The sequence below is a fragment of the Dyella sp. A6 genome (assembly GCF_036320485.1).
GTDB lineage: Bacteria > Pseudomonadota > Gammaproteobacteria > Xanthomonadales > Rhodanobacteraceae > Rhodanobacter_A > Rhodanobacter_A aluminiiresistens.
Genome location: NZ_CP132911.1, coordinates 3,651,234 through 3,676,081, shown reverse-complemented (window position 1 = coordinate 3,676,081; position 24,848 = coordinate 3,651,234). Strand labels below are relative to the sequence as shown.

The following is a 24,848-nucleotide window of genomic DNA, read 5'->3' as shown; positions in this document are numbered from 1 at the left end:
CCGGACGTCTGCCACATGAGTTGTGGCAGACGTCGTCATTGAAGAGTTCGCTCCATGTTCCTATCGAAAATCGCCCGTGCCGTAGTGGCTGCGTCCGCACTCTGCGGTGGCCTGTCCATGGCCATGCCGGCCACCGCCGCGCCGATCCGCCATGTGCTGCTGATCAGCGTCGACGGTCTGCACGCGCTGGACCTGCGCAACTACATCCGCATCCATCCCGATTCCAACCTGGCCGCGCTGGCCAAGGGCGGCATCGAATACACCCGCGCCAACACCGTAGTGCCGGCCGATTCCTTCCCGGGTCTGCTGGCCCTGGTCACCGGCGGCACCCCGGCCGTGACCGGCGTCTACTACGACAACACCTGGGACCGCTCGCTGGCGCCGCCGACCGGGCCGTGCAGCGCCGTCGGTGCGCACGTGCTGTACAACGAGAAAGTGGACGCCCCCGGCGGGCACGGCATCGATGCGTCGAAACTGCCGCGCGATCCGGCGCATGGTTGCCGGCCGGTCTATCCCTGGCAGTACCTGCGCGTGAACACGGTGTTCAACGTGGTGCGTGCGGCCGGCGGCTATACCGCGTGGGCGGACAAGCACCCGGCCTATGCGATCGTTCAGGGTCCGTCCGGCAATGGCGTGGAGGATCTCTACACGCCGGAAATCGGTCTGGACGGCGAAGGCCACCCCGATACCGATGCGATTACCGCTTCGATCGCCCGCACCGAAACCTACGACACCGGCAAGATGCAGGCGGTGATCCACGAAGTGGACGGCTACCGTCACGACGGCACCACCCGTGCGCCGGTGCCCACCCTGTTCGGGTTGAATCTGCAGAGCGTGAACGTGGCCGAGAAGCTGGCCGGCTACCAGGACGCCGACGGCACGCCCACGCCGTCGCTGGATGCGGCGCTGACCCATGTGGACAACCTGATCGGCCAGCTGATGCACGCACTGGTCAAGCGCCACCTCGATCGTGACACGCTGGTGATCGTGACCGCCAAGCATGGCAACGGTCCGATCGATCCGGATCAGCTGCGGCACGTGCCGTCCGGCTGGCTGCGCGCGGTGATCGCGGCGGCCGCGGGCGGCGAGCCGGCCCAGCTCACCACCGACCGCAGCGCGCTGATCTGGCTGCACGACCAGCACATGACCGGCACCGTGGCGCGTACCCTGCTGGCCGATCGCAAGCGGCTGGGTATCGAACGCGTGCTGTGGGGGCGTCGCCTGGGTCTGTTGTTCCCGTCGCCGAAGCACGACGTGCGCACGCCGGACCTGATCGTGATTCCGCAGCCGGGCGTGATCTATGCCAAGGCCGGTGCCACCAAGCGTGCCGAGCACGGCGGCTTCGACATGGATGACACGCATGTGGCGCTGCTGGTGTCCGGACCGATGCTGCCCGACCCGGGTCGTCGCCTGGACATGCCGGTATCGACCACCGACGTGGCGCCGACCATGCTGGCGGCGCTGGGCCTGAATCCGGACGCACTGCAGGCGGTGCGCGAGCAGCAGACGCCGTTGTTGCCCGGCGTCGCCTGGGAGCGGCTGGCGGCCCGGCATGTCCGTTCGGCGCATTGAGCCGGAGGGTTTCATTGGACCGTCACAATTACCGCCTACCGTGAACTGTCCCCATGCCGACGGCCGGCCCGATACCGATGCCGACGGGTTCGAGCCGGAGGCTGCCTTGCGTGTTCTGATCGTCGAGGATGACCGCGAAACCCGTGACTGGATCGACAGCGGCCTGTTCGAGGAAGGCTATGTCACGCAGTCGGTCGGCGACGGCCGCGAGGGCGTTGCCCTCGCGGTGCAGGGCGGCTTCGACACCATCGTGGTGGATCGCAAGCTGCCCGGTCTGGATGGCATCAGCTTCATCCGTACCGTGCGCAGTGCGGATGTGCAGTCCGGCATCATCATGCTCACCGCGCTGTGCGATACCCGCCAGCGCATCGAGGGCCTGGACGCCGGCGCCGACGATTACCTCGGCAAGCCGTTCGCGATGGCCGAACTGGTGGCGCGGCTGCGCGCGCTGTCGCGCCGGCCGGCGCTCAGCCGCGAATCGACGACCCTGGAATGGGGGCCGCTGGCGCTGGACCTGTCGCGGCACGCGGCCACCTGCATGGGCGAACCGCTGGAGCTGACGCCCACCGAGTTCCGCCTGTTCGAGATCCTGATGCGTCATGCCGGCAAGGTGGTGACCCGCTCGATGCTGCTGGAGCAGGTCTGGCATTTTCATTTCAACCCACGCACCAGCGTGGTGGAAACCCACATGTCGCGGCTGCGCAGCAAGGTGCGCGTGAGCGGCGGCGAAAGCCTTATCGAGACGGTTCGTGGCTACGGTTATCGGCTTCAGGCCCGAACACGTCAGGCATAGACAGACCAGCGCCTTCCGCCTTGCGCTGATCCTGGCGGGCATGTTCGCGCTGTTCTCTTTGCTCACCGCGTCGGTGCTGTGGCTGGGCACCGAGCGCGAAGCGCGCCAGGAACAGCACCAGGAACTGCGCGCCGATGCGCGTGACCTGGTGCTTCTGTCCTACCAGCAGGGTCTGGACGGGCTCAGTACCGAGATCGAGGAGCGCACCATCCTGGGCGCCGGTCTGCCGCGCTGGTATGCGCTGTATGCCGCCAACGGAATCAAGCTCGCCGGCAATCTGGACGACCACCCGCTGCGCGAAGGCTGGTCGGTGAAGCGATTCACACCGCGCACCACGACTCGCCTGCCCACGTCGGGTTCGCACCTATTGACGCTGTACACCGTGCGTACCGATCGCGGCGGCTGGCTGGTGGTGGGGCGCGACAGCTACTACATCCACCAGATGAAGGACGTGGCCGCGCGGATCTTCGTATTCGCCCTGCTGCTGATCGTGGTCGTCTCGCTGGTGGTCGGCGGGCTGATCGGACGACAGCTGATGCGGCGGGTCGGTGCGATGTCCGACGCGGCCGAGCGGATCAGCGATGGCGACCTGGCGCAGCGCATGCCGGTACGCGGCAACGGCGACGAGCTGGACATGATCGCGTTGACGGTGAACCAGATGCTGGACCGCATCGCTTCGCTGCTGGCCGACGTGCGCCGGCTGGGCGCCGACATCGCGCATGACCTGCGCACGCCGCTGACCCGGTTGCGCCAGCGGCTGGAGCGCCTGCACCGTCACCCGGCGATGGCCCAGGACGTTCCGCTGGAAGCCTCGGTGGACGGCGCGCTGGGCGAGATCGATGAACTGCTCAACGTATTCCAGGCACTGCTGCGCATCGCCCGGGTCGATTCCGGCGAGCCGCGCAGCGGTTTCGCGCCGGTCGACCTGGCCGTGTTGCTGGAGGAGCTGCTGGACATCTACGCACCGGTGGCCGAGGCCGAAGCGCATCGACTGCGGGCGGAGATCGACCCGCAGCCTCCGGTGTACGGTGATCGCGAGCTGCTGGTGCAGGTGTTCGTCAACCTGATCGAAAACGCCATCCGGCATACGCCGGAAGGAACCGTCATCACGCTGCGGCTGGGCCAGGTCGATGGGCATGTGCGTGCTGGCGTCGACGACGATGGTCCCGGCATTCCGGCACAGGCCCGCGGACAGGTGCTGCAGCCGTTCGCGCGTCTCGATCGCAGCCGGCATACCGAAGGCAACGGGCTGGGGCTGGCCCTGGTGCGCTCGGTGGCCGAACTGCATGGCGCCGTCTTGTTGCTGGAAGATGCCGGGCCGGGCCTGAGCGTGAATCTGGTTTTCGCCGTTGCGGCAGAGACGACGCGGCCACGCACGGGCCGGGTGCTGCGTCATGCCACGCAACGGGTCGCTCCCGCAGCGGGTCTGCATGCAGGCTTGTCCGGGCATCCGGACTGAGCAGATTCGTTCGGGGTGTCCGGGGGGCGCGCCGAAGCTGTTTCAGCGTGGGCGCAGCGGATCGAGCAGTCGTTTCAGGCCGTTGTGGTCGATCTCCAGCATCAGCGCCAGTAGCCGTCCCAGCTCGCCAGCCGGAAAACCCTTGCGCGCGAACCAGGCGAGATAGGCACCAGGCAGGTCGGCCAGCAGGCGCCCCTGGTACTTGCCGAAGGGCATGCGCTGGGTCACCAGGCGCTTGAGGTCATCCGCTTCCATCGTCGGCGCGCTCAGTCCGCCGCCACGCAGCGGTCCTGCGCCCAGGCCCGCAGGGCCTCGACCTGTTCGCGCATCAGCACCGACAGCGGACGCGTCCGCGCCAGCGAGTCCAGCAGCATGGCCTGGTCCGGCGGGCCGCCGCTACCGGCCGCGTCATACAGCGCGCTGACGATGGCCTGCTCGATCTCGGCGCCGGAAAAGCCTTCGCTGGCAGCGGCCAGCGCGGGCAGGTCGAAACCGGCAGGTTCCAGTTTGCGTCGCGCCAGATGCATCGCGAAGATCTCTTCGCGCACGTCCTTGCGGGGCAGGTCGACGAAGAAGATCTCGTCGAAGCGGCCCTTGCGCAGCAGTTCGGCCGGCAGCTCCTGCACCGCGTTGGCGGTGGCCACCACGAACACCTTGGTCTTGCGCTCGGCCATCCAGGTCAGCAGGTAGCCGAGTACGCGGCGCGACACCCCGTTGTCCTCGCCACCGCCGGCCAGCGCCTTCTCGATTTCGTCGATCCACAGTACGCAGGGCGCGAGCAGTCCGGCGCTGGAAAGCGCCTCGCGCAGGTTCTTCTCGGTCTCGCCCTGGTACTTGTCGTACAGCGTGCCGAAGTCCAGCCGCACCAGCGGCACGCCGAAGCCGCCGGCGATGGCCTTGGCGGCCAGGCTCTTGCCACAACCCTGTACGCCCAGCAGCAGCAGGCCCTTCGGCGGGTCGAGCATCGGGTCGGGCGTGGCCGCCAGGAACACCGCCCGCCGCCGCCGGACCCATTCGCGTACCTGGCGGATACCCGCGATGTCGGCAAAGCTGGCGGTGGCGTATTCGTAGTGCAGCAGGCCGGAGCGGTTGAGCAGGTCGAACTTCGACTGCATCAACTCGGGCAGGTCGGCCGCACCGAGCGCGCCGTCGTTGTAGATCAGCTTGCGCACGATGCGACGTGCGTCCGGCGCGGACAGGCCGAGCAGGTTGCGCACGATAGTGCGTGCGGCGTCGTTGTCCACCTCCAGACGGCGGTTGTACTCGCGCTGCCAGGCGGCCGCCTCGCCGCGCATGATGCCGGCCAGTTCCTTCAGGTCGGGCAGCGACAGCGGTACACGCAGGGCCAGCGCCTCCAGTTCGTCCGGCAGCTCGATCCGGGCGCCGACCAGCACTACTGTGTGCGCGGCCGAGCGCTGGCGCTGCACGATCTCGCGCAGCAGGCGCAGGCTCATCGCGTAGCGCAGGAACGGATGGAAGTCGAACAGCAGGTAGATGCCAGCCGCCGTGGCGTCGCGGATCGCGTCCAGCGTGGCGGTGGCGTCGGGTGCCACGTCGCCACCGCCGACGAAATCAAGCCGGCCCAGGCCGTCGGTGAGGGTCCAGCGCCATAGCGGGCGCAGCGATTGCGCGATCACGTGACGGAAGCAGTCCACCACCCGTTGCTCGTCCACCGTTTCGATCACCAGCAACGGCGTGGCCGCGCGCACCAGTGTGGTGAGGTCCTGCAGTTCGCTCATGCGTCCTCCCTGCGAAGGGCGTCACGTTAGCAGAGCCGCGTTGCGCGCTGCCATGCAAGCTCATGTGCTGGCGGAAGCGGAATGGGTGGGCACCTGTTCGCTGAATCCGGCGGTGTCGGCATAGGACAAATGTGGTCTGCGCGTGGACGTGGCTGCAATCAGCCTTCACGCTGGGCGCGCATGGACTGTGGGGAAATAGGGGCGTGGAGTGCGGGGGGCGCTCCGGCGTCATCGAGGAACCCAGTCATGCTTCACTACGCCATCGTCTTTCTGGTCATCGCCGTGATCGCGGCGCTGTTCGGCTTTACCGGTATTGCCGGCACCGCCGCATGGATCGCCAAAGTGCTGTTCGTCATCTTCCTGGTGCTGGCGGTGGTCGCCTACTTCCGCCGAACCAGCTGAACAGGCAGCGGGACAGGTGCGCCGATGGCGATGACAACACGTTAGAGTGGATCACCCCGACATCGGAGAACGCCATGAACAAGCAAGTCCAGACGAACGATGCCGACGGCGCCAACACGCGCATCGAGGCAGGAGCCGAACGTATCAAGCAGGCCACGTCCGATGCGGTGGCCTCGACCAGGGACGCAGTGAATCGCGCCGCCGACCGCGTCGAAGAAGGGCTGCACCACGCCACCGACAAGGCCGCAGGCGCCGCCACCCGGGCCAGCGACAAGGCCAGCGAGCTGGGCGGTCGTGGTCGCGAAGCGTATGACCGCAGCATGGATCGCGCCGACGAATGGCTGGATCAGGCGCGTGATTTCGTCCGCGAGAAACCGGTGCAGGCGGTTGCCATCGCTGTCGGTGCGGGCTGGTTGCTCGGCCGCATGTTCCGTCGCTGACGCCGATTCCACCGATCCGAGAAGTGCGAATGCGCGATCCCGAAGGCGGGGACGAAGCGACAGCGTCGACCGACGCATCGTCCGGCGACATCCCACCCGACGCCAAGGCCGAAGGCCTGCTGGCGGAACTGGCGCAGCTTGCCGCCGCGCTGCGCAAGCTGTTCGGCGCTCAGCTGCACCTGCTGGCTGCCGAGCTCGGGCTGGCGCGACGCGCGGTGTCGTGGCTGCTGACGGCCGGTCTGGTCGCCACGATCGCCGGTGTCGGGCTGGCACTGTCGCTGCTCGGATTGATCGGCGTGTTGCTGGCCAGCTGGTTCCATTCGTGGATAGCGGCCCTGCTGGTACTGGTGCTGCTGCAGGCGCTGTGCCTGGCCGGCGCGGTGCTGCTGTTTCGCCGCTGCATGCACTGGATGAGCCTGCCTGCTACGCGCGGGGAATGGCATGCGATGATGCGTGAGACGCGTCAGCGTGCCGACCGCCGGATCGCGGACGACGCGGCTGCGCAAAGCGATGGGGGCACGCGGGAATGAGCCTTTTCCGACAGATCGACAAGGTACGCGCGGCGCAGGCACGCGTCGCGAAGCATCGCGATGAACTTGCCCAGCCGGCCGCCGCGTTGCTGGCGCGCGGTCACCGTCATCCGCTGGCTGCGCTGGGTACCGCGGCCGGCGCCGGTTTCGTGCTGGGACAGTTGAACGTGCACCCGTTGCGTCTGCCAGGCGTCGGTGCGCTGCTGAGCAGCGGGCTGGCCGAGGCCGTGGCGCATGGTGCACGGCTGATGGCCGAGCTGGGCCTGGCCGACGACGAAACGACATGAACATGCCGGAGTCGTTGCCAGCCGCCCCGGTTACGTCGGGGCCGGAGTCGCGTTCCGCGTCGGAACAGGGCATGCCGGCCGCACCCGTGCACCGGCCTCATCGGCGGCTGGACCTGCACAATGCCCGCGGAGTCCGTCGCCATCTGCGCGGCATCCGTGTGCTGCTCAACACCTTCCTGCTGCTGGCCCTGCTGTATACCGCCACGCTGATCCGCGCGCTGCTGATTCCGCTGGTGCTGGCCGCCTTCCTCGGGCTCGCGCTGAACCCCATCGTCGCCTTCGCCTCGCGTCACCGCATACCGCGCGCGATCGGCGCCAGCGTGTTGATGATCGGCCTGATCGGCGCGATCGGCACCGGTATCGGCCTGCTGACGCAGCCGGCGCTGGGCTGGTTCCACGATGCGCCGCGGGCGATCCGCAGCTTTGTGCCGAAACTGGAACACCTCACCCGTCCGCTGGAAGCGGCCAACCGCGCCACCCAGACCCTGGTCAACGGCCATCCGTCTCGGGTGGTGGCGCATCCGGCCGATGTGGCGATCAGTGCATGGGACGTGGTGTCGAACGCGCCCAAGGTGCTGGCGGCCATCTTGACGGTGGTGCTGCTGGTGTTCTTCTTCCTGGTCTACGGCGACAGCATGCTGCGCCGGCTGGTCGAGATCGGGCCCGATTTCCGTTCCAAGCGTCATGCCGTATCGATCGTGCGCGGCATCCAGCTCGAGGTTTCGCGCTACATACTCACCACGGTGCTGATCAACGCCACGCTGGGCGCGCTGACAGCCGGCATGCTGTGGCTGCTGCATGTCTCCGACCCCCTGCTGTGGGGCGCGGTGGCGATGCTGGCCAACTTCATTCCGTATGTGGGCGCCATCGTCACCACCACGGTGCTGCTGCTGGTTGGGTTGATCCAGTTCAACCAGCTCGGCAGTGCCCTGTTGCCGGCGTTGTGCTTCGCCTGTCTCACCGCGTTCGAAGGCAACCTGATCACGCCGATGATCCTGGGCCGCCGCATGCGCCTGAGCCCCATCGCGATCCTGATCTGGCTGCTGCTGTGGGGCTGGCTGTGGGGCGTGCCCGGCGCGCTGCTCGCGGTGCCGATGCTGACCTGCGCGAAACTCATCGCCGAACGCATGCGCGGCTGGGAATGGTTCGCGCACCTGGTACAGCGCTAACCGGGCGCGTGTGCCGCCGCTGACGGCTCCGCTGCGGCGACCCCGCTGCACTGCGTGTCGCCACAGGCCTGCCAGCCACCGCCCAGCGCCTTGTACAGCGCCACCGCACGGGTATCGATCGCGGTCTCGCCAAGCGCCAGCGCGTTTTCGGCGGACAGTTGCACGCGTTCGGCGTCGAGCAGTTGCAGGTAGCCGGTGGCGCCGGCCTTGTAGCGGATGCGTGCCAGGTCGGCGGCGCGCCGGCTGTCGCGGGCCTGGTCGATCAGCTTCGCGACACTGGCACGTTGCTGGTTGTAGCCGACCATCGCGTTGTCCACGTCCTCCATGGCCTCCAGCACGGTGCGCTGGTAATTCGCCTGTGCCGCATCGGCGCGGGCCTCGCTGGCATGCAGCTCGGCACGCACGCGCTGCACGTTCAGCCCGTTCCAGGTAATGCTGGGCATGATCGACCAGGCCCGCGTGCCGGGGCTGCCGAAGTCGTTGCTGCGACCCGCCAGGAAACCAAGGAAGCCGCCCAGCGAGACATGCGGGAAAAAGTCCGCCTTGGCCACGCCGATACGTGCGGTGGCGGCGGCGTATTCGCGCTCGGCGGCGCGGATGTCAGGGCGCCGCGCCAGCACGTTGCCGGCGTCGCCGATCGGCAGCACTGTATCGATCGGGTGGAAGCTGCGCGGCGACACGTCCACATCCAGCGCACCGGGACGTTCGCCCAGCAACACGGCCAGCCGGTATTCGCTGGCGCGTGCCTGCATGTCGAGCAGGGGCAGCTGTGCTTCCACGGCGCTGAGCTGGGCCCGCGCGCTGTCCACGTCCTGCTCGGAAGCGGTACCCACTTCGGCGCGCGCGCGGATCACCGCCAGCGTGTCGCTCTGGTTGGCGATATTGCGCCGGGCGATGGCGATGCGCTGCTGGGTGCCGCGCAGCGTGAAATAGTTGCGCGCCACTTCGGCGAACAGGCTGACCTGGGCGTCCTGCAGGGCGGCTTCGCTGGCGCCGAGGTCGGCATGTGCGGCCTGCACCGAGCGACGTATGCCGCCAAACAGGTCCAGTTCCCACGAAGCATCGAAACCGGCCTGGTAACTGGTCACGGTGTGGCGCTGGTCGCTGTAGCCGGGTTGCTGCTCGCGGCTGCGGCTGTAGTCGATGCCGGTGTCGATCGTCGGCCATTGCTGCGACCTGGCGCCGCCGAGCAGGGCACGGGACTCGGCCAGCCGCGCCACGGCGATGCGCAGGTCGAGGTTGTTGGCCGCCGCACGCTGGATCAGCGCATCCAGCGTGGGATCGCCGAACTGCTTCCACCATTGCGCCTGGAAACGTGCGTTGCTCTCGTGGGCCAGGTCCAAGCCCTGCACCTGCATCGAGGGCGTATGCGGGGCTTTGTAGTCGGGCCCCACGCTGGCGCAGCCGGCCAGTGCGATGGCGGCGAACAGCAGCGATCGGCGCGCCGCCCTGCCCGTCATGCCGGCGAAAGCAGGAACCCAGTGCCTCTGGACCGTCGAAGCGAGAGTCACCGGCCCTCGGCTTGAACGCTCCTCAGGCCGTTGAGAGTCGTCGGGGTGACGGGCAGCATTGTTGTGTCGTGGCGTGGACAACGGGAATACATTCATCTCAATGACCCTCCAGCGCCGGCAGCGCTTCCGCCTGCGCGCGCTTGCGCGCCTCGCGGCGTTCGACCAGGGCGCGGATCAATACGTAGAACAGCGGGGTGTAGATCAGTCCGAAGATGGTCACGCCGAGCATGCCGGAGAACACCGCCACACCCATGGCATGGCGCATCTCGGCACCGGCGCCGTGCGAGGTGACCAGCGGTACCACGCCCATGATGAAGGCGATCGAGGTCATCAGGATCGGGCGCAGGCGCAGGCGTGCGGCGATCAGCACCGCCTCGTGGCGGCTCATGCCTTCGTGCTGGCGTTCGCGGGCGAACTCCACGATCAGGATCGCGTTCTTGCAGGCCAGGCCCACCAGCACGATCAGGCCGATCTGGGTGAAGATGTTGTTGTCGCCGCCGGATAGCCACACGCCGGCAATCGCGGACAGCAGCACCATTGGCACGATCAGGATCACCGCCAGCGGCAGCGACCAGCTTTCGTACAGCGACGACAGCACCAGGAACACCAACAGCACGCACAGCGGGAACACCAGGATCGCGGTGTTGCCGGCCAGAATCTGCTGGTAGGTCAGGTCGGTCCATTCGAAGCCCATGCCGTTGGGCAGGTTCTCCGCCGCCAGCTTCTCCATCGCCGCCTGCGCCTGGCCGGAACTGAAGCCCGGTGCGGGCCCGCCGTTGATCTCGGCGGTGGGGTAGCCGTTGTAGTGCATCACGCGGTCCGGGCCGGCGCCGCGCTTCACGGTCACGAACGATCCCAGCGGCACCATTTCGCCCTTGGCATTGCGCGTCTTCAGCTGGCCGATGTCGGCCATGTCGTGGCGGAACGCCGGTTCGGCCGAGACGTTCACCTGGTAGGTGCGGCCAAAGCGGTTGAAGTCGTTGACGTAGAGCGAGCCGAGGTAGGCCTGCAGGGTCTGGTACACGTCGTTGAGGTTCACGCCTTCGGCCTTGGCCTTCTCGCGGTCCACGTCGGCATCGACCTGCGGCACGCTGACCTGGAAACTGGAGAACAGCCCCGCCAGCGCGGGCACCTTGTGGCTGGCCGCGATCAGCTTCTGGGTCTGCCGGTACAGCGCGTCGAAACCGAGCTGGCTGCGGTCCTCGATCTGCATGCGGAAACCGCCGATGGTGCCCAGCCCCTGTACCGGCGGCGGCGGGAACACCGCGATGTAGGCATCCTGGATCGCCGCGTATTTCGCGTTCAGCGCGGCGGCGATGGCTCCCGCGGAGAGCTTGGCGCTGCGCCGCTGGTCGAATGGTTTCAGGGTGACGAACACGATGCCGGCGTTGGTGGAATTGGTGAAGCCGTTGATCGAGAGACCGGGGAAGGCCACGGCGTTCTCCACGCCCGGCTGCTTCAGGGCGATGGCCGACATGCGCTGGATCACGTCCTGGGTGCGGTCGAGTGATGCCGCGTCGGGCAGCTGCGCGAACGACACCAGGTACTGCTTGTCCTGCATCGGCACGAAGCCGGTCGGCACATGGGCGAAGCCGAACCAGGTCAGCGCGATCAGCCCGGCATACAGCAGCAACGCTGCCGGTCCCTTGCCCTGCATGTAGCGGGTGCCCTTCACGTAGCGCGCCGCGCCGTGGTGGAACAGCCGGTTGAACGGATGGAACAGCCAGCCCAGGCCGCGGTCGATCGCGCGGGTGAGCCGGTCCTTCGGTGCGTCGTGGCTCTTCAGCAGGATCGCCGCCAGCGCCGGGCTCAGGCTCAGCGAGTTGAACGCCGAGATCACCGTCGAGATGGCGATGGTCAGCGCGAACTGGCGGTAGAACTGGCCAGTCAGCCCGCTGATGAAGGCGGTGGGGATGAACACTGCGCACAGCACCAGCGCGGTGGCCACGATCGGGCTGGTCACCTCGTGCATCGCCTTGCGCGTGGCCTCTTTCGGCGACTGGCCCAGCTCGATGTGCCGTTCCACGTTCTCGACCACCACGATGGCGTCGTCCACCACGATGCCGATGGCCAGCACCATGCCGAACAGCGAAAGTGCGTTGAGCGAGAAGCCGATCAGGTACATCACCGCGAAGGTGCCGATCAGCGATACCGGTACGGCGATCAGCGGGATCACCGAGGCGCGCCAGGTCTGCAGGAACAGGATCACCACCAGCACCACCAGCAGGATCGCCTCGAACAGCGTGTGCACCACCGCCTCGATCGAACCGCGCACGAACACGGTGGGGTCGTACACGATGCGGTAGTCCACGCCCTGCGGGAACTGCTTCTTCAACCGCGCCATGGTGGCGCGCACTTCGTCCGAGATATGGATGGCGTTGGAACCGGGCCGCGCGAAAATCGGCAGCGCCACGGCAGGCTGGTTGTCGAGCAGGCTGCGCAGCGCGTACTGGTCGGCACCCAGCTGGACCCGCGCCACGTCGCGCAGATGAACCACGCTGCCGTCCGGGTCGGTACGCACGATGATGTTGCGGAAGTCGTCCACGCTGCTCAGTCGGCCGCGCGTGTTGATGTTCAGCTGGAACGCGGCGTGACCGGGACCGGGCGGCGCGTTCAGCGCGCCGGCGGCCACCTGCACGTTCTGCTCGCGGATCGCGTTCACCACATCGCCGGTGGTGAGGCCGCGCTCGGCCAGCTTGTCCGGGTTAAGCCAGACCCGCATCGAGTACTGGCCGGCACCGAAGATCTTCACGTCGCCCACGCCGTCGAGACGGTTCAGCACATCCTTCACATGCAGCCGCGCGTAGTTCGACAGGTACAGCATGTTGTAGCGATGGTCGGGCGAGACCAGGTGCACCACCATGGTGAGATCAGGCGAGCTCTTCTGGGTGGTCACGCCGAGCCGCTGCACTTCCGAGGGCAGCCGCGGCAAGGCCTGCGCCACCCGGTTCTGCACCTCCACTTCGGCGGTGTTGATGTTGGTGCCGAGGGCGAAGGTCACCGTCAGCGTCATCACGCCGTCGCTGGTGGCCTGCGAGGACGAATACAGCATGCCCTCCACGCCGTTGATCTGTTCTTCCAGCGGCGTGGCGACGGTTTCGGCGATCACCTTCGGGTTGGCGCCGGGATAGTTGGCACGCACCACCACGGTGGGCGGAACCACTTGCGGGTATTCGCTGATCGGCAGCTTGAACGCCGCGATGCTGCCGGTGATCACGAACAGCAGCGAAAGCACGGCGGCCATGATCGGCCGGTCGACGAAAAACTGGGCGATGTTTTTCATGGGATTACCTTGTGGTCACGCCGGGCGCAACTGGCCCGCTCCCGTCAGGAAGCAACCCGGGAGCTGCCGGGTTGTGCGATGAAACCCGTCCGGCGTCGTGGCGGATGGCGGTGCCACGAACAGCGTTCGCTGGGCGGGAAGGATTCGGTGAAGCTTCGGAACGGTCGGGTGATGACGGATCAACCGCCGGACGCCGCCTTCGCCGTGCTGGCGACGGATGCGACCGGCATGCCGGCACCATGGACCTGGGCGGTGTTCGCGGCACGGCCGGGGGATGCGGGCGCGTCCACCAGCGCCTTGTCACGCGCGTCGAGCCGGTAGGTCATGGCCACTTGCCGGGGGGACACGGTCACGCCCGGACGCACGTGCTGCAGGCCGTTCACCACCACCTCGTCGCCGGGTTCCAGTCCGCTGTCTACCACGCGCAGGCCGTGGTAGAGCGGTCCGGTGGTGACACGGCGGTACTGGACCTTGTGCGACTTGTCGAGCACGTAGACGAACTGGTTGCTCAGGTCGGTGCCCACGGCACGGTCGTCGATCAGCATACGCGGCACCGGCGCACCGCTCTGCAGGCGCACGCGCGCATACAGGCCGGGCGTGAACAGGCCGCTGCGGTTGTCGAACACCGCGCGCAGGCGCATCGTGCCGGAATCGGTGTGCAGCTGGTTGTCGACGAAGTCGAGCCGGCCCGGATGCGGGTAACCGGTTTCGTCGGCCAGCTCCATCGACGCGCCGATATGTGCGGAGCGGCCTTCCCTGCGTGCCCTGGCCCGCAGGTGGTCGAGCTTCAGCCAGGTCTGTTCGTCGACGTCGAAGTAGACGTACACCGGGTTCACCGACACCACGCTGGTCAGCACGTCGCTGCTGGTCACCAGGTTGCCCTGGGTGATGCGGATGTTGCTGACACGCCCATCGATCGGTGCGCGTACCTTGGTGAAGCCAAGGTTGAGCCTGGCCGCCGCCAGTGCGGCATCGGCCGCCGCCAGTGCCGCCTGCGCACTCCGCGCGGCAGTCGTCTCGCTATCGGCCTCGGCCTGGGCGATCGCATGCTGGGCCAGCAGGCGGCGGGCGCGGTCGGCGTTGTCGCGGGCCAACTTCAGGTTCGCACGGGCCTGCTCGCGTTCGGCGGCGAGGCGGTCCACCTGGGCCTGGAACGGGCGCGGGTCGATCCGGAACAGCACCTGGCCTTTGTGCACCAGGGCGCCCTCGGTAAACGTCACCGCGTCGATGTAGCCGCTGACACGCGGACGCACATTCACGCTGTCGACCGCCTGCACATGCCCGGTGAACTGTGCGCTATCGCTGACCGGGCGCAGCAGGGCCCGGGCCACGGTCACTTCCGGCGGGCCGCCCGCCACGACCTGGGCATGGCTGCTGCCATGGTCGCCGAGTAGGGCCCAACTGCCGGCTATCGCCACGACGACGAAGCCGGCCAAGATCAGTTTCTTTTTCATCCGTCACGCTCTCCGGGATGGGAGGTCGTGCCGCGGCGCAGCACGACAGAGGGCGTGATAATATAAATACTGTACGGTACAGTTAACCCACTTCAAACGCATCCCAATCGTGACTGCCAGTCACGAATGACGGCACGGTGACGGCTATGGAAGATTTTTCTGCTATATCGAGCTTCGTCCGCGTGGTCGAAGCGAAAAGTTTTGCGGCGGCAGCCGCTCAGCTGGGCATGACGCCTTCCGGTGTAAGTCGTGCCGTGTCGCGGCTGGAAGAGCAGATCGGTGTGCGTCTGCTGTTCCGCAGCACTCGCGCGTTGCGACTGACCGACGATGGCGAATCGTTCTATCTGCGCTGCAAGGACATCATGGCGGATCTTGGCGAGGCGGTGGAAGCGCTGAATTACGCGCGCACCAAACCGTCCGGCAAGCTGCGCGTGGCGGTGAACGTATCGGTGGGACGCGCGGCCCTGATCCCCAACCTGGCCGATTTCGAGGCGAAATACCCCGATGTCCGGCTCGAGTTGTCGATGAGTGACCGCAACATCGGGCTGATCGAGGAAGGCATCGACTGTGCCATACGCATGGGCGAGCTGGAGGACTCCAACCTGATCGCACGCAAGCTGGGGTATTTCAGCAACGTACTGTGTGCGGCGCCGGCCTATCTGGAACGCCATGGCACGCCGACCACGATCGACGAGCTGAAGCAGCATCGCTGCATCAACTATGTGTATCCCACCAGCGGACGGCCTTACCAGTGGCAGTTCGACACGGCCGACGGCAAGCGTGCCCTGGATGTCGATGCACACCTGCTGATCAACGACGGCGAGTCGGTGATCCAGGCGGCCATGGCGGGGCTCGGCATCATCCAGGTGCCGCACTGGCTGGCGGCCAGCGCGATCGGCTACGGCAAGCTGAAGGTGATCATGGAGGACACGATCTCCACCGGGTCTCCGGTGTGGATCGTCTATCCGCAGAAGAAGCACCTGTCGGCGCGCGTACAGGCCTTCATCGAATGGGTGCACGAATTGTTCCAGCGCACCAACGTGCCGGCATGCAGGGCCGGCACGTTGGTGCCGGGTCCGGGCATGTCGCCAGCATTCCCGGCCAGAGCCAAGAATTCACGCGGGCAGACGAATGCCGTGCCGATGAACGGATAGCGCTGACCGGGTAGCGGTGTATCGCAGCCGTTAGCACCCTTCATCGGTAGCGCTGGTTTATTTATTGCTGGTTTGCACCGATTCGACGATGCAGAGTGCAGGCCGTGTCCGAGGCCGGCCCACTCCAACCGACGTCAACGCATGCGACGTTGCGATGCCATCAGGACCCGCTGGGCATCAGCAGCAGCAATGCCAGGCCCAGCGCGATGCGGTAGACCGCGAAGGCCGTGTAACGGTGTGTGCGGATGTAGCCGAGCAGCCACTTCACCGCGATGAAAGCCACGATCAGCGACACTACGAAGCCCACACCCAGCGCGCTCCAGTCCTCGTGCGCCGCGGCCCCGCTGTGCAGCACTTTCAGCAGCTCGTAACCGGTGGCGGCGTACATCGTCGGGATGCCGACCAGGAACGAGAATTCGGTGGCCGCCGGGCGGTTGCTGGTGCCGAACAGCAGTGCGGTGAAGATGGTGGCGCCCGAGCGCGAGGTGCCCGGGAAGATGCCGGCGACCATCTGCGCGATGCCGACCAGGATCGCCACCGTCCAGGTCACCTCCTTGCGGTCGGGCTTGCGTGCGGCGATCTGTTCCGCGCCGATCATCCACACGCCACCGATCACCAGCGCCCAGGCGATCGGCGTCACCGTTTCGGGCAGCTTGAAGCCGTAGTGCGTGACGATCAGCCCCAGCACGCAGGTGATCAGGAAGGCCACCGCGAGCTTCAGCAGGTAACTGCGCAGCGCCGGTTCGCGCCAGCCCGTCAGCAGCTGCCAGATGCGTTCCCAGTACACCAGCGTGATCGCCAGGATCGCACCAGCCTGGATGCCTACGTTGAAAAGGTCGGAGCGTGCGCCCAGCCAGTGTTCGGCGATCAGCAGGTGTCCGGTGGACGAGATCGGCAGGAATTCGGTGATCCCCTCGATGATGCCGAGCAGGATGACGTGGAACAGGTCGGTCACGTGTACAGGCCTCTATGGAATGACGACCACGGCGATCGCCTCGGAGCGCAAAGCATACGTGTGCTATCGGGTAAAAGCGCTGTGCGAAAAGGGCCGAATGGAGGAGTCAGACGAAACCCCGATGCTGGCGTCCGTATGCTGCGAAGCGGAACATATGTGAGAAATGGCAATAAAAAAGCCGAAGTCATCATATTGCAATGCATCATTCGTTGCGGCAGGATCAAATCCAAGCGAGGTTCATTTCGTGTCCTGAGGCAGCGACTACTACGCGCCATCGGTCGTGATGAATCCGCAGACGGGGAACACGCCAGCTTGTCCGCGAAACGCACGATGGCAGCCTAACCGCTGTCGTCCGCGTCTCTCCCCGGTATGTCTTGCATACGGCTCGCCACCGGCGCTCCGTCCTGTTTCACCGGCCGCATGGGCCGGCTGCTTGTCATAGGTTCCTGACGTCGCCGTCGCCTTCGGGCCCGGGCATTGTGTCCGGCTGTGCCGCACGAAACCGTCAGCGCTGCTTCTTTTCGGTAATCGGCAGGTATGTCCACGCACCCTTCCGGGGCGTTGGGTGCTTGCGCAATGTTCGTCGGCAGGTCTTCGAACTTTCCGGCGAGCCCACTCTGGCACGAGGAGGCAACCGATGAAGCGACGAATGCGACGAGTGGTATGGGGAGTGTTGGCTGGATCGGCGTTGTTGTCGTCCGTCACGATGGCAGACGACGCACCGCAGAGTGCAGTGACCGGTAGCGTGGCCGTGGTCAACGACTATCTGTTTCGCGGTCTTTCGCAGACGAACTGGAAACCGGCGGTGCAGCCGGGTATCGAATACGACCAGGCCAGCGGTTGGTACGCTGGTGCGTGGGGCAGCAACATCAGCTGGTTGTCGGACGGTTCGACCGACGCCGCGCCGATTTCCAGCAGCCTCGAGCTCGATCTGTACACCGGTTTTCGCGGCAGCTTCCATGGCGACTGGAGCTACGACGTAGGCCTGTACGAGTACTACTACCCGGGGACCTACCCTTCCGGCTTCACCCGTCCCTACACCACCGAAGCCTATGGCTCGCTGGGCTACAAGGGCGTCACGCTGAAGTACTCGCATGCGTTCACCAACCTGTTCGGCTTCCCGGGCAGCAAGAACTCCGGTTACATCGACCTTTCCTACAACGTCGAATTCAGCCCGGACTGGTCGCTCAATCTGCACGTTGGCCATCAGGATGTGCGCAATGTCGCCGGCGCGTCGTACAGCGACTGGAAAGTCGGGGTGACGCGTGCCTTCGCGCACGGTTATTCGGTATCGCTGGGCTATTACGACACCAACGCCTCGCGCAGCGTCTACACCAATGCCTACGGGCATTACCTGGGGCGTGCCACCGGCATTCTCTCGCTCGCCAAATCGTTCTGATTCCGGATTCACGGCGGTGGCCGTGGTGCCGCCGTCCCACAAGGGGAGACTGGCATGAAACTGATCAGTTGCATCATCCGGCCATACAAGCTCGACGAGGTACGTGACGCGCTCACGACCGCAGGTGTAAGCGGCATCACGGTCAGCGAGGTCCGTGGTTTCGGTCGCCAGAAAGGGCATACCGAGCTGTACCGCGGGGCGGAATACGTGGTGGATTTCCTGCCCAAGCTGAAAGTGGAAGTGGTGGTCACGGATGAACTGCTGGAAGGCGCATTGGAGGCGATCCAGCAATCGGCCAGGACCGGCAGCGTGGGCGACGGAAAGATCTTCGTCAGCCCGATCGACCAGGTCATCCGCATCCGTACCGGCGAACTCGACGCCGACGCCCTCTGATCCTCACCCGCGAGGTTTCCATGAAACAGATCATGCTTTCCCGATCCGCTCGAGCGCTACCGGCGTGGACGTTGATGTTCGTCGTATTCGCCATGTGGATGGTGTCGCCCATGTCCCATGCGGCAACGCCGGCACCGGTCGTCGACAAGGGCGACGTCGCCTGGATGCTGACATCCACCCTGCTGGTGTTGTTGATGACGGTGCCCGGCCTGGCATTGTTCTACGGTGGCCTGGTGCGTTCGAAGAACGTGCTCTCGGTGCTGATGCAGGTGATGACGGTGTTTTCGATGATCCTGGTGCTGTGGGCCATCTATGGCTACAGCCTGGCGTTCAATGGCGATGGCGCCTTCATCGGCAACCTGCACAAGCTGTTCCTGCACGGAGTCACCAGGGACAGCCTGGCCGCCACCTTCACGCCCGGGGTCGCGTTGCCCGAGCAGGTGTTCGTGGTGTTCCAGTCCACTTTCGCCGGTATTACCGGTGCGTTGATCGTGGGCTCGTTCGCCGAGCGCATGCGCTTTCGTGCGGTGCTCGCCTTCACCGCCTTGTGGTTCACCTTTGCCTATCTGCCGATCGCGCACATGGTGTGGTGTGGCCCGAACGGCTTCCTGTTCGCCAAGGGCGCGCTGGACTTTGCCGGCGGTACGGTGGTGCACATCAACGCCGGTATCGCGGGCCTGGTCGGCGCGTACATGGTCGGGCCGCGCCTGGGCCTGGGGCGCGAGTCGATGAAGCCGCACAACGTCACCTTCACCATGATCGGTGCCTCGCTGCTGTGGGTGGGCTGGTTCGGCTTCAATGCGGGGTCCAACCTGGAAGCCAACGCGGGTGCGGGCCTGGCCTTCATCAACACCCTGCTCGCCACGGCGGCGGCGGTGCTGGCCTGGCTGGGGCTGGAGGCGGTCACCAAGGGTAAGCCGTCGATGGTTGGCGGAGCGTCCGGTGCAGTGGCCGGGCTGGTGGCGATTACGCCGGCATGTGGCACGGTCGGGCCGATGGGTTCGCTGGCGATCGGTGCCCTGGCCAGCGTGGTCTGCGTCTGGGGTGTGACTGGCCTGAAGAAGATTCTGCGTGCCGACGATGCGCTCGATGTGTTCGGCGTGCACGGTCTCGGCGGTATTCTGGGCGCCTTGCTGACCGGCGTCTTCAGTGCCCCGGCCCTTGGCGGTACCGGTTTCGGCAGCGGCAACAGCACGATGCTGCAGCAGCTGGGCGTGCAGGCGCTCGGTGTGGGTATCACCCTGGTGTGGAGCGGTCTGGTCTCCGTGGCGGCTTATTTCGTGGTCAAGCTGCTGTTCGGCCTGCGGGTATCGACCGAGGCGGAGCGCGAGGGCCTGGATATCACCTCGCATGGCGAGACCGCTTACGAAAGCTGATGCCATCGGGCACGCCCAGGGGGCGATGTGGCGTGCCCGATTTTGGTGCAATACTTCTCCGTGTTCGCCCGGTTATGATGCGAGTGCAAGCGGGCCATCCGGCGTGATGGCCCGCCAGATCAAAGGCATGGCGCCATTCCGTTGATGGCATGGCGCTTGCTATCCCTAACCAGTCATCTACTCCAGTCGAGGTTCCCCATGAATGCCCAGCAAGTGCTCGACCTGATCCAGGAACACGAGGTCGAGTTCGTCGACTTCCGTTTTGCCGACATGCTCGGCAAGCACCATCACGTCACCTTTCCGGCGCACGCCATCGACGAGTCGACCTTCGAGGACGGCAAGATGTTCGACGGCTCCTCCATCAGTGGCTGGAAGGGCATCAACGAGTCGGACATGATCCTGATGCCCGATCCGGAAACCGCCTATCTGGACCCGTTCAGCGCACACCCGCAGATGGTGATCCATTGCGACGTGCTGGAGCCGAGCACCATGCAGGCCTACGGCCGTGATCCGCGCTCCATCGCCAAGCGCGCCGAGTCGTACCTGAAGTCCACCGGCGTGGCCGACACTGCTTTCTTCGGACCGGAGCCCGAGTTCTTCATCTTCGATTCGGTGCGCTGGCAGAACGACATGGGCCGCGTGTTCTACGAAATCGAGTCCGAAGAGGCCGCCTGGAGCTCGCGCTTCAAGTACGAGGACGGCAACATGGGCCACCGTCCCGGCGTGAAGGGCGGCTACTTCCCGGTGTCGCCGGTCGACTCGCTGGGTGACCTGCGTGCCGACATGTGCAAGGTGCTCGAGTCGCTGGGTCAGGAAGTGGAAGTGCATCACCACGAGGTGGCCAACGCCGGCCAGTGCGAGATCGGCGTGAAGTTCAACACGCTGGTGAAGAAGGCCGACGAGCTGATCACCCTGAAGTACGTGATCAAGAACGTGGCGCACCAGAACGGCAAGACCGTCACCTTCATGCCCAAGCCCATCGTGGGCGACAACGGCAGCGGCATGCACGTGCACCAGTCGCTCAGCAAGAACGGCGAGAACCTGTTTGCCGGCGACCTGTACGGCGGCCTGTCGCAGACCGCGCTGTGGTACATCGGCGGCATCTTCAAGCATGCTAAGGCGATCAACGCCTTCGCCAACTCCACCACCAACAGCTACAAGCGCCTGGTGCCGGGCTTCGAGGCGCCGGTGATGCTGGCCTACTCGGCGCGCAACCGCTCGGCGAGCTGCCGCATCCCGTACGTGTCCAGCCCGAAGGGCCGCCGTATCGAAGTGCGTTTCCCCGATCCGATGCAGTCGGGCTACCTCACCTTCACCGCGCTGATGATGGCGGGTCTCGACGGCATCCTGAACAAGATCGACCCGGGTGCGCCGGCCGACAAGGATCTGTACGACCTGCCGCCGGAAGAAGAAAAGAACATCCCGCAAGTGTGCGCCAGCCTGGATGCCGCGCTGGAAGCGCTGGACAAGGACCGCGAGTTCCTCAAGGCCGGCGGCGTCATGACCGACGACTTCATCGACGGCTACATCGCGCTGAAGATGCAGGAAGTGACCCGGTACCGCGCCAGCACGCATCCGCTGGAATTCCAGATGTACTACGCGATCTGATCGCAGCGTCAGCTGGACGGGACAACGGGCGCCATGGCGCCCGTTGTCGTTTGTATGGGTCCGGACCGCCCGCCCCGGCAGATCGACGCACGAGCGCCGTTCGCGTCCCGGCGGGTTATTTGGGCAGCGCCGGCATCCGTTTGGTGAGCTCGCGCTGGCGGCGGATCTCTTCGCGCAGAGCGCGTCGCTTCGCCTTGCGTTCGCGCCGGTCGTGCAGCCACAGGTAGATCGCGGGGGTGCTGAGCAGGGTCAGCAGCTGCGACACCAGCAGGCCGCCGAGGATGGCGATACCCAGCGGCTGGCGCATTTCCGAGCCCTGGCCGAAGCCGATCGCCAGCGGCAGTGCCGCGCCCATCGCCACGAGCGTGGTCATGGTGATCGGGCGGAAACGCACCAGCGCCGCTTCGCGGATCGCTTCGACCGGGTTCATTCCGTGCTCGCGCTCCGCGACCAGCGCGAAGTCCACCATCAGGATAGCGTTCTTCTTCACGATGCCGATCAGCATCAGCACCGCGATCACCGACATCATGGTGAGCTGGGTATGGGTGACCAGCATGGCGAGGAAGGCACCCATGCCCGCGGCCGGCAGGGTCGAAATGATGGTCAGCGGATGGATCAGGCTCTCGTACAGAATGCCCAGCACCACGTACATCGCCAGGATCACCGCCAGCAGCACGATCAGGGCGTTGCTCAGCGCCTCCATCAGGTTCTTGTTCTCGCCCGAATAGCGCTTCTGGATTCCGGCAGGCAGGTTGGCGGCGTATATCGCCTGGTCGACCAGCCGCAGGCCTTCGGCCTGGGTCACACCCTTGGCCAGGTTGTAGTTGATGGTCGACGACTCGATCTGGTTGTGGTGTTCGATATCGACCGGTGCGATCTGCGGCTGGATTTTCGCCAGCGCCGAAAGCGGGATCATCTCCCCGGTGGTACTGCGGACATAGGTGTTCAACAGCGTGGACGGGCTGAGCGACTTGTCGCTCTGCGCGGTCAGCACGACGCGGTACTGGTTGGTTTCGGAATAGATCGTGGATACCACACTCTGGCCGAAGGCCTTGGACAATGCGTTGTCGACCTGGGCCATGCCTATATGCAGGCGCGACGCCAGGCTGCGGTCCACCTTCAGCATCTGCTGCTTGCCGACCGTATCGAAGCTGCTGGTGACATCGCGGAACTGCTTCATGCCGCGCATGATGCGCGCCAGCGCCAGCGTAGGCTGCTGCAACTGTTCGCCGCCCGTGCTTTCGAGCTGGAATGAATACTGGCCGACGCCGTTGCCGCTTCCACCGCCCATGTTGATGAATTGCAGGGCGCTGATGTTGACCTCGATATCGGGCACTTGCTTGAAGTGCTTCTCCAGCCGGTCCACGACCTGCTGTGCCGAAGCCTGGCGGTCGCCGGGGCCATCGCCGACCGGCTTGAGGTCGACGAACAGGCTGGCCGTGTTGCCGACCGCGCCACCGTTGTTGCCACCCAGGAAGGCGGACACGTCGAGCACGGCCGGATCGGCCTGGATCACACCCGATACATACTTGGTGCGCTTGGCCATCAGGTCGGGCGAGATGTTGGCGTCGGCGGTGATGTGCGCGCGGATCAGTCCGGTGTCTTCCTTCGGCATCAGGCCGCCGCCCGCGGTCTTGCCCACCAGCACTGCCAGCACCACGGTGAGCACCAGCAGGATCAGCGGCTGCCAGCGCATGATGCGGCGGTGGCGCATGGCCCAGTCGAGCGCGCGCGCGTAGATGCCGAGTACCCAATGGTCGAATCGCTCGGCCCTCTGCTCCATTCGGCCGGGGGTGCGTTGTGCGTGGTTTTCGGCACTCAACCAGCGGCCGCACAGTGCCGGGGTCAGCGTCAGCGAGACGATCGCCGAGATCACGATGGTGGCGATCAGGGTGACCGAGAACTCGCTCATCAACCGGGTGAACATGTTGTCGCCGAATACCATCGGACCGAAAACCGCGATCAACGACAGCGTGATGGAGATCACCGTGAAGCCGATCTCGCGGACGCCGGCCAATGCCGCCGGCAGCGGCGCCACGCCTTTCTCGATGTGGCGCACGATGTTTTCGATCACCACGATCGCGTCGTCCACCACGAAGCCCACGCACAGCACCAGCGCCACCAGCGAAAAGATGTTGAGCGTGAAGCCCATCGCCCACATCACGATCAGCGCGCCGGCCAGCGACAGCGGCACGCTGAACATGGCGATGACCGTGGGGCGGATGCGGCGCAGGAAAATCAGCATCACGAGCGCCACCATCACGACGCTCATCAGCAGTGCCACCTCCACTTCGTGCAGCGCCGATTCGGTGGTGGGCGTGAGGTCGAAGATCGGCACGATGCGCACGTCGGCCGGCATCAGTCCGGCCAGCTGCGGCAGGCGCGCCTTGATCGCCTTCACCACCGCGATGGCATTCGCCTCGGGGCGCTTGGTGATGCGCATGAGCACCGAGCGGTGGTCATTGAACCAGGCGGCCGCGTAGCGGTCCTGCGGGCCACTTCGGATGGTGGCCACGTCGGACAGCCGTATCGGCACACCGTTGTGGTTGGCGATCACCAGCCTGGCGAAGTCGTGCGGGGTCTGCAGCGAACTGTTGGTCATCACCGTCGCCTGGGTGATGCCGTCGCTCAGGATGCCCAAGGGTGCCGTGACGTTGGCCGCGCGCAGCACATTGGCGACGTTATTCGCCGTGATGCCCAGGTTGGCCAGGGCCGAGGTGTCGAGTGCGATGCGTATCGCATGCGGCGTACTGCCGCCCAGCCCGACCTGGGCCACCCCCGGTATCTGTGCCACGGCGGGTTTCAGCAGCCGGTCGGTCAGGTCGTACAGCTGGTCCGGCGGCAGGCTGGTCGAGGTCAGTGCAACCAGCAGCACCGGTGCATTGGAGCTGTTGGCCTTGAAATAGCTGGGCGGCGAGGGCAGCTGCGGCAGATCGGCCTGGGCCGCATTGATGGCCGCCTGCACGTCGTTCGCGGCCTTGTCGGTATTGCGGCTGAAGTCGAACTGCAGGCCGATCTGGACCGAGCCGTCCGACGCGGTGCCATTCATTTCCTTGACGCCGGGAATACGGCCCAGATAGCGCTCCAGCGGAGCCATGACGGTCGTGGCCATGGTTTCCGCATTCGCTCCCGGCATCTGCGCCGATACCGCGATGAACGGGAATTCGATCGACGGGAAGGCGGCCACGCCCAGCAACAGATAGGCGCAGAAGCCGGCGATGGCCAGGCCGATCGCCAGCAGCGAGGTGCCGACCGGGCGGCGGATCATCGGTGCGAACAGGTTCATGCGCGCCCCGCTCCAGTCCGGGTCGATTCGACTTCCAT

The 24,848-nt window shown here is 65.9% G+C and carries 20 protein-coding genes; 13 read left to right on the top strand and 7 right to left on the bottom strand.

Features of this window, described 5'->3' with window-relative positions; genetic code table 11:
* The first annotated feature begins 54 nt into the window (after positions 1-54).
* Genes RA164_RS16360 through RA164_RS16350 form a run of 3 tightly spaced genes read left to right on the top strand, consistent with a single transcriptional unit; the run spans position 55 to position 3,824 of the window.
* Positions 55-1,572: an alkaline phosphatase family protein gene (locus RA164_RS16360; protein WP_329741906.1), complete on the top strand. Its 1,518-nt coding sequence runs from the start codon at positions 55-57 to the stop codon at positions 1,570-1,572.
* A gap of 40 nt (positions 1,573-1,612) precedes the next feature.
* Entirely contained in the window at positions 1,613-2,365 is a 753-nt protein-coding gene (locus RA164_RS16355) for a response regulator transcription factor (protein WP_329741905.1), read from the top strand.
* Entirely contained in the window at positions 2,322-3,824 is a 1,503-nt protein-coding gene (locus tag RA164_RS16350) for a sensor histidine kinase (protein ID WP_329741904.1), read from the top strand. The genes RA164_RS16355 and RA164_RS16350 overlap by 44 nt, the downstream gene beginning before the upstream one ends.
* 42 nt (positions 3,825-3,866) lie before the next feature.
* Here the strand turns inward: RA164_RS16350 and RA164_RS16345 are convergent, their stop codons facing one another.
* The gene (locus tag RA164_RS16345; protein ID WP_329741903.1) at positions 3,867-4,079 is read right to left on the bottom strand and encodes a DUF3820 family protein; all 213 of its coding nucleotides are present in this window, start codon (positions 4,077-4,079) and stop codon (positions 3,867-3,869) included.
* Between the two features lie 11 nt (positions 4,080-4,090).
* Complete coding sequence (locus RA164_RS16340; protein ID WP_329741902.1) at positions 4,091-5,563, bottom strand: AAA family ATPase; 1,473 nt, start codon at positions 5,561-5,563, stop codon at positions 4,091-4,093.
* 246 nt (positions 5,564-5,809) lie between these two features.
* Here RA164_RS16340 and RA164_RS16335 point away from each other — a divergent pair, with 246 nt between their 5' ends.
* The 5 genes from RA164_RS16335 (at position 5,810) to RA164_RS16315 (ending at position 8,391) form a co-directional block, all read left to right on the top strand.
* Positions 5,810-5,965 (top strand): DUF1328 domain-containing protein, encoded by a 156-nt coding sequence (locus RA164_RS16335; RefSeq protein WP_329741901.1) that lies wholly within the window; start codon positions 5,810-5,812, stop codon positions 5,963-5,965.
* Between the two features lie 74 nt (positions 5,966-6,039).
* Complete coding sequence (locus RA164_RS16330; protein WP_329741900.1) at positions 6,040-6,405, top strand: ElaB/YgaM/YqjD family protein; 366 nt, start codon at positions 6,040-6,042, stop codon at positions 6,403-6,405.
* 29 nt (positions 6,406-6,434) lie between these two features.
* Complete coding sequence (locus RA164_RS16325) at positions 6,435-6,935, top strand: ABC transporter ATP-binding protein (RefSeq protein WP_329741899.1); 501 nt, start codon at positions 6,435-6,437, stop codon at positions 6,933-6,935.
* On the top strand, positions 6,932-7,222 hold the full coding sequence (locus RA164_RS16320) for a hypothetical protein (protein WP_329741898.1): 291 nt from the start codon (positions 6,932-6,934) through the stop codon (positions 7,220-7,222). Before RA164_RS16325 ends, RA164_RS16320 begins: the two co-directional genes overlap by 4 nt.
* Before the next feature lie 71 nt (positions 7,223-7,293).
* Positions 7,294-8,391 (top strand): AI-2E family transporter, encoded by a 1,098-nt coding sequence (locus RA164_RS16315; RefSeq protein WP_329741897.1) that lies wholly within the window; start codon positions 7,294-7,296, stop codon positions 8,389-8,391.
* Here RA164_RS16315 and RA164_RS16310 read toward each other — a convergent pair.
* The 3 genes from RA164_RS16310 to RA164_RS16300 form a co-directional block, all read right to left on the bottom strand.
* Positions 8,388-9,851, bottom strand: coding sequence for a TolC family protein (locus tag RA164_RS16310; RefSeq protein ID WP_329741896.1), 1,464 nt, complete (start codon positions 9,849-9,851; stop codon positions 8,388-8,390). The two genes, RA164_RS16315 and RA164_RS16310, sit on opposite strands and share 4 nt — an antisense overlap.
* Before the next feature lie 148 nt (positions 9,852-9,999).
* Positions 10,000-13,185 (bottom strand): efflux RND transporter permease subunit, encoded by a 3,186-nt coding sequence (locus tag RA164_RS16305; RefSeq protein ID WP_329741895.1) that lies wholly within the window; start codon positions 13,183-13,185, stop codon positions 10,000-10,002.
* Positions 13,186-13,364: 179 nt separating this feature from the next.
* Entirely contained in the window at positions 13,365-14,639 is a 1,275-nt protein-coding gene (locus tag RA164_RS16300; protein WP_329741894.1) for an efflux RND transporter periplasmic adaptor subunit, read from the bottom strand.
* Positions 14,640-14,785: 146 nt separating this feature from the next.
* Between RA164_RS16300 and RA164_RS16295 the strand changes: the two genes are divergently transcribed.
* Entirely contained in the window at positions 14,786-15,793 is a 1,008-nt protein-coding gene (locus tag RA164_RS16295) for a LysR family transcriptional regulator (RefSeq protein WP_329741893.1), read from the top strand.
* 160 nt (positions 15,794-15,953) lie between these two features.
* Here the strand turns inward: RA164_RS16295 and RA164_RS16290 are convergent, their stop codons facing one another.
* Positions 15,954-16,748: an undecaprenyl-diphosphate phosphatase gene (locus RA164_RS16290; protein ID WP_329741892.1), complete on the bottom strand. Its 795-nt coding sequence runs from the start codon at positions 16,746-16,748 to the stop codon at positions 15,954-15,956.
* Between the two features lie 691 nt (positions 16,749-17,439).
* Here RA164_RS16290 and RA164_RS16285 point away from each other — a divergent pair.
* The 4 genes from RA164_RS16285 (at position 17,440) to glnA (ending at position 21,524) form a co-directional block, all read left to right on the top strand.
* Positions 17,440-18,147 (top strand): TorF family putative porin, encoded by a 708-nt coding sequence (locus RA164_RS16285; RefSeq protein ID WP_412731049.1) that lies wholly within the window; start codon positions 17,440-17,442, stop codon positions 18,145-18,147.
* A gap of 54 nt (positions 18,148-18,201) precedes the next feature.
* The gene (locus tag RA164_RS16280; protein WP_329741890.1) at positions 18,202-18,540 is read left to right on the top strand and encodes a P-II family nitrogen regulator; all 339 of its coding nucleotides are present in this window, start codon (positions 18,202-18,204) and stop codon (positions 18,538-18,540) included.
* A gap of 74 nt (positions 18,541-18,614) precedes the next feature.
* Positions 18,615-19,916, top strand: coding sequence for an ammonium transporter (locus RA164_RS16275; RefSeq protein ID WP_329741889.1), 1,302 nt, complete (start codon positions 18,615-18,617; stop codon positions 19,914-19,916).
* A 198-nt stretch (positions 19,917-20,114) separates the two neighbouring features.
* A complete protein-coding gene (glnA, locus tag RA164_RS16270) occupies positions 20,115-21,524 on the top strand; it encodes a type I glutamate--ammonia ligase (RefSeq protein WP_329741888.1) in 1,410 nt (469 codons plus the stop codon).
* Positions 21,525-21,639: 115 nt separating this feature from the next.
* Here glnA and RA164_RS16265 read toward each other — a convergent pair whose 3' ends face one another.
* Positions 21,640-24,810: an efflux RND transporter permease subunit gene (locus RA164_RS16265; protein ID WP_329741887.1), complete on the bottom strand. Its 3,171-nt coding sequence runs from the start codon at positions 24,808-24,810 to the stop codon at positions 21,640-21,642.
* Positions 24,811-24,848 lie beyond the last annotated feature (38 nt).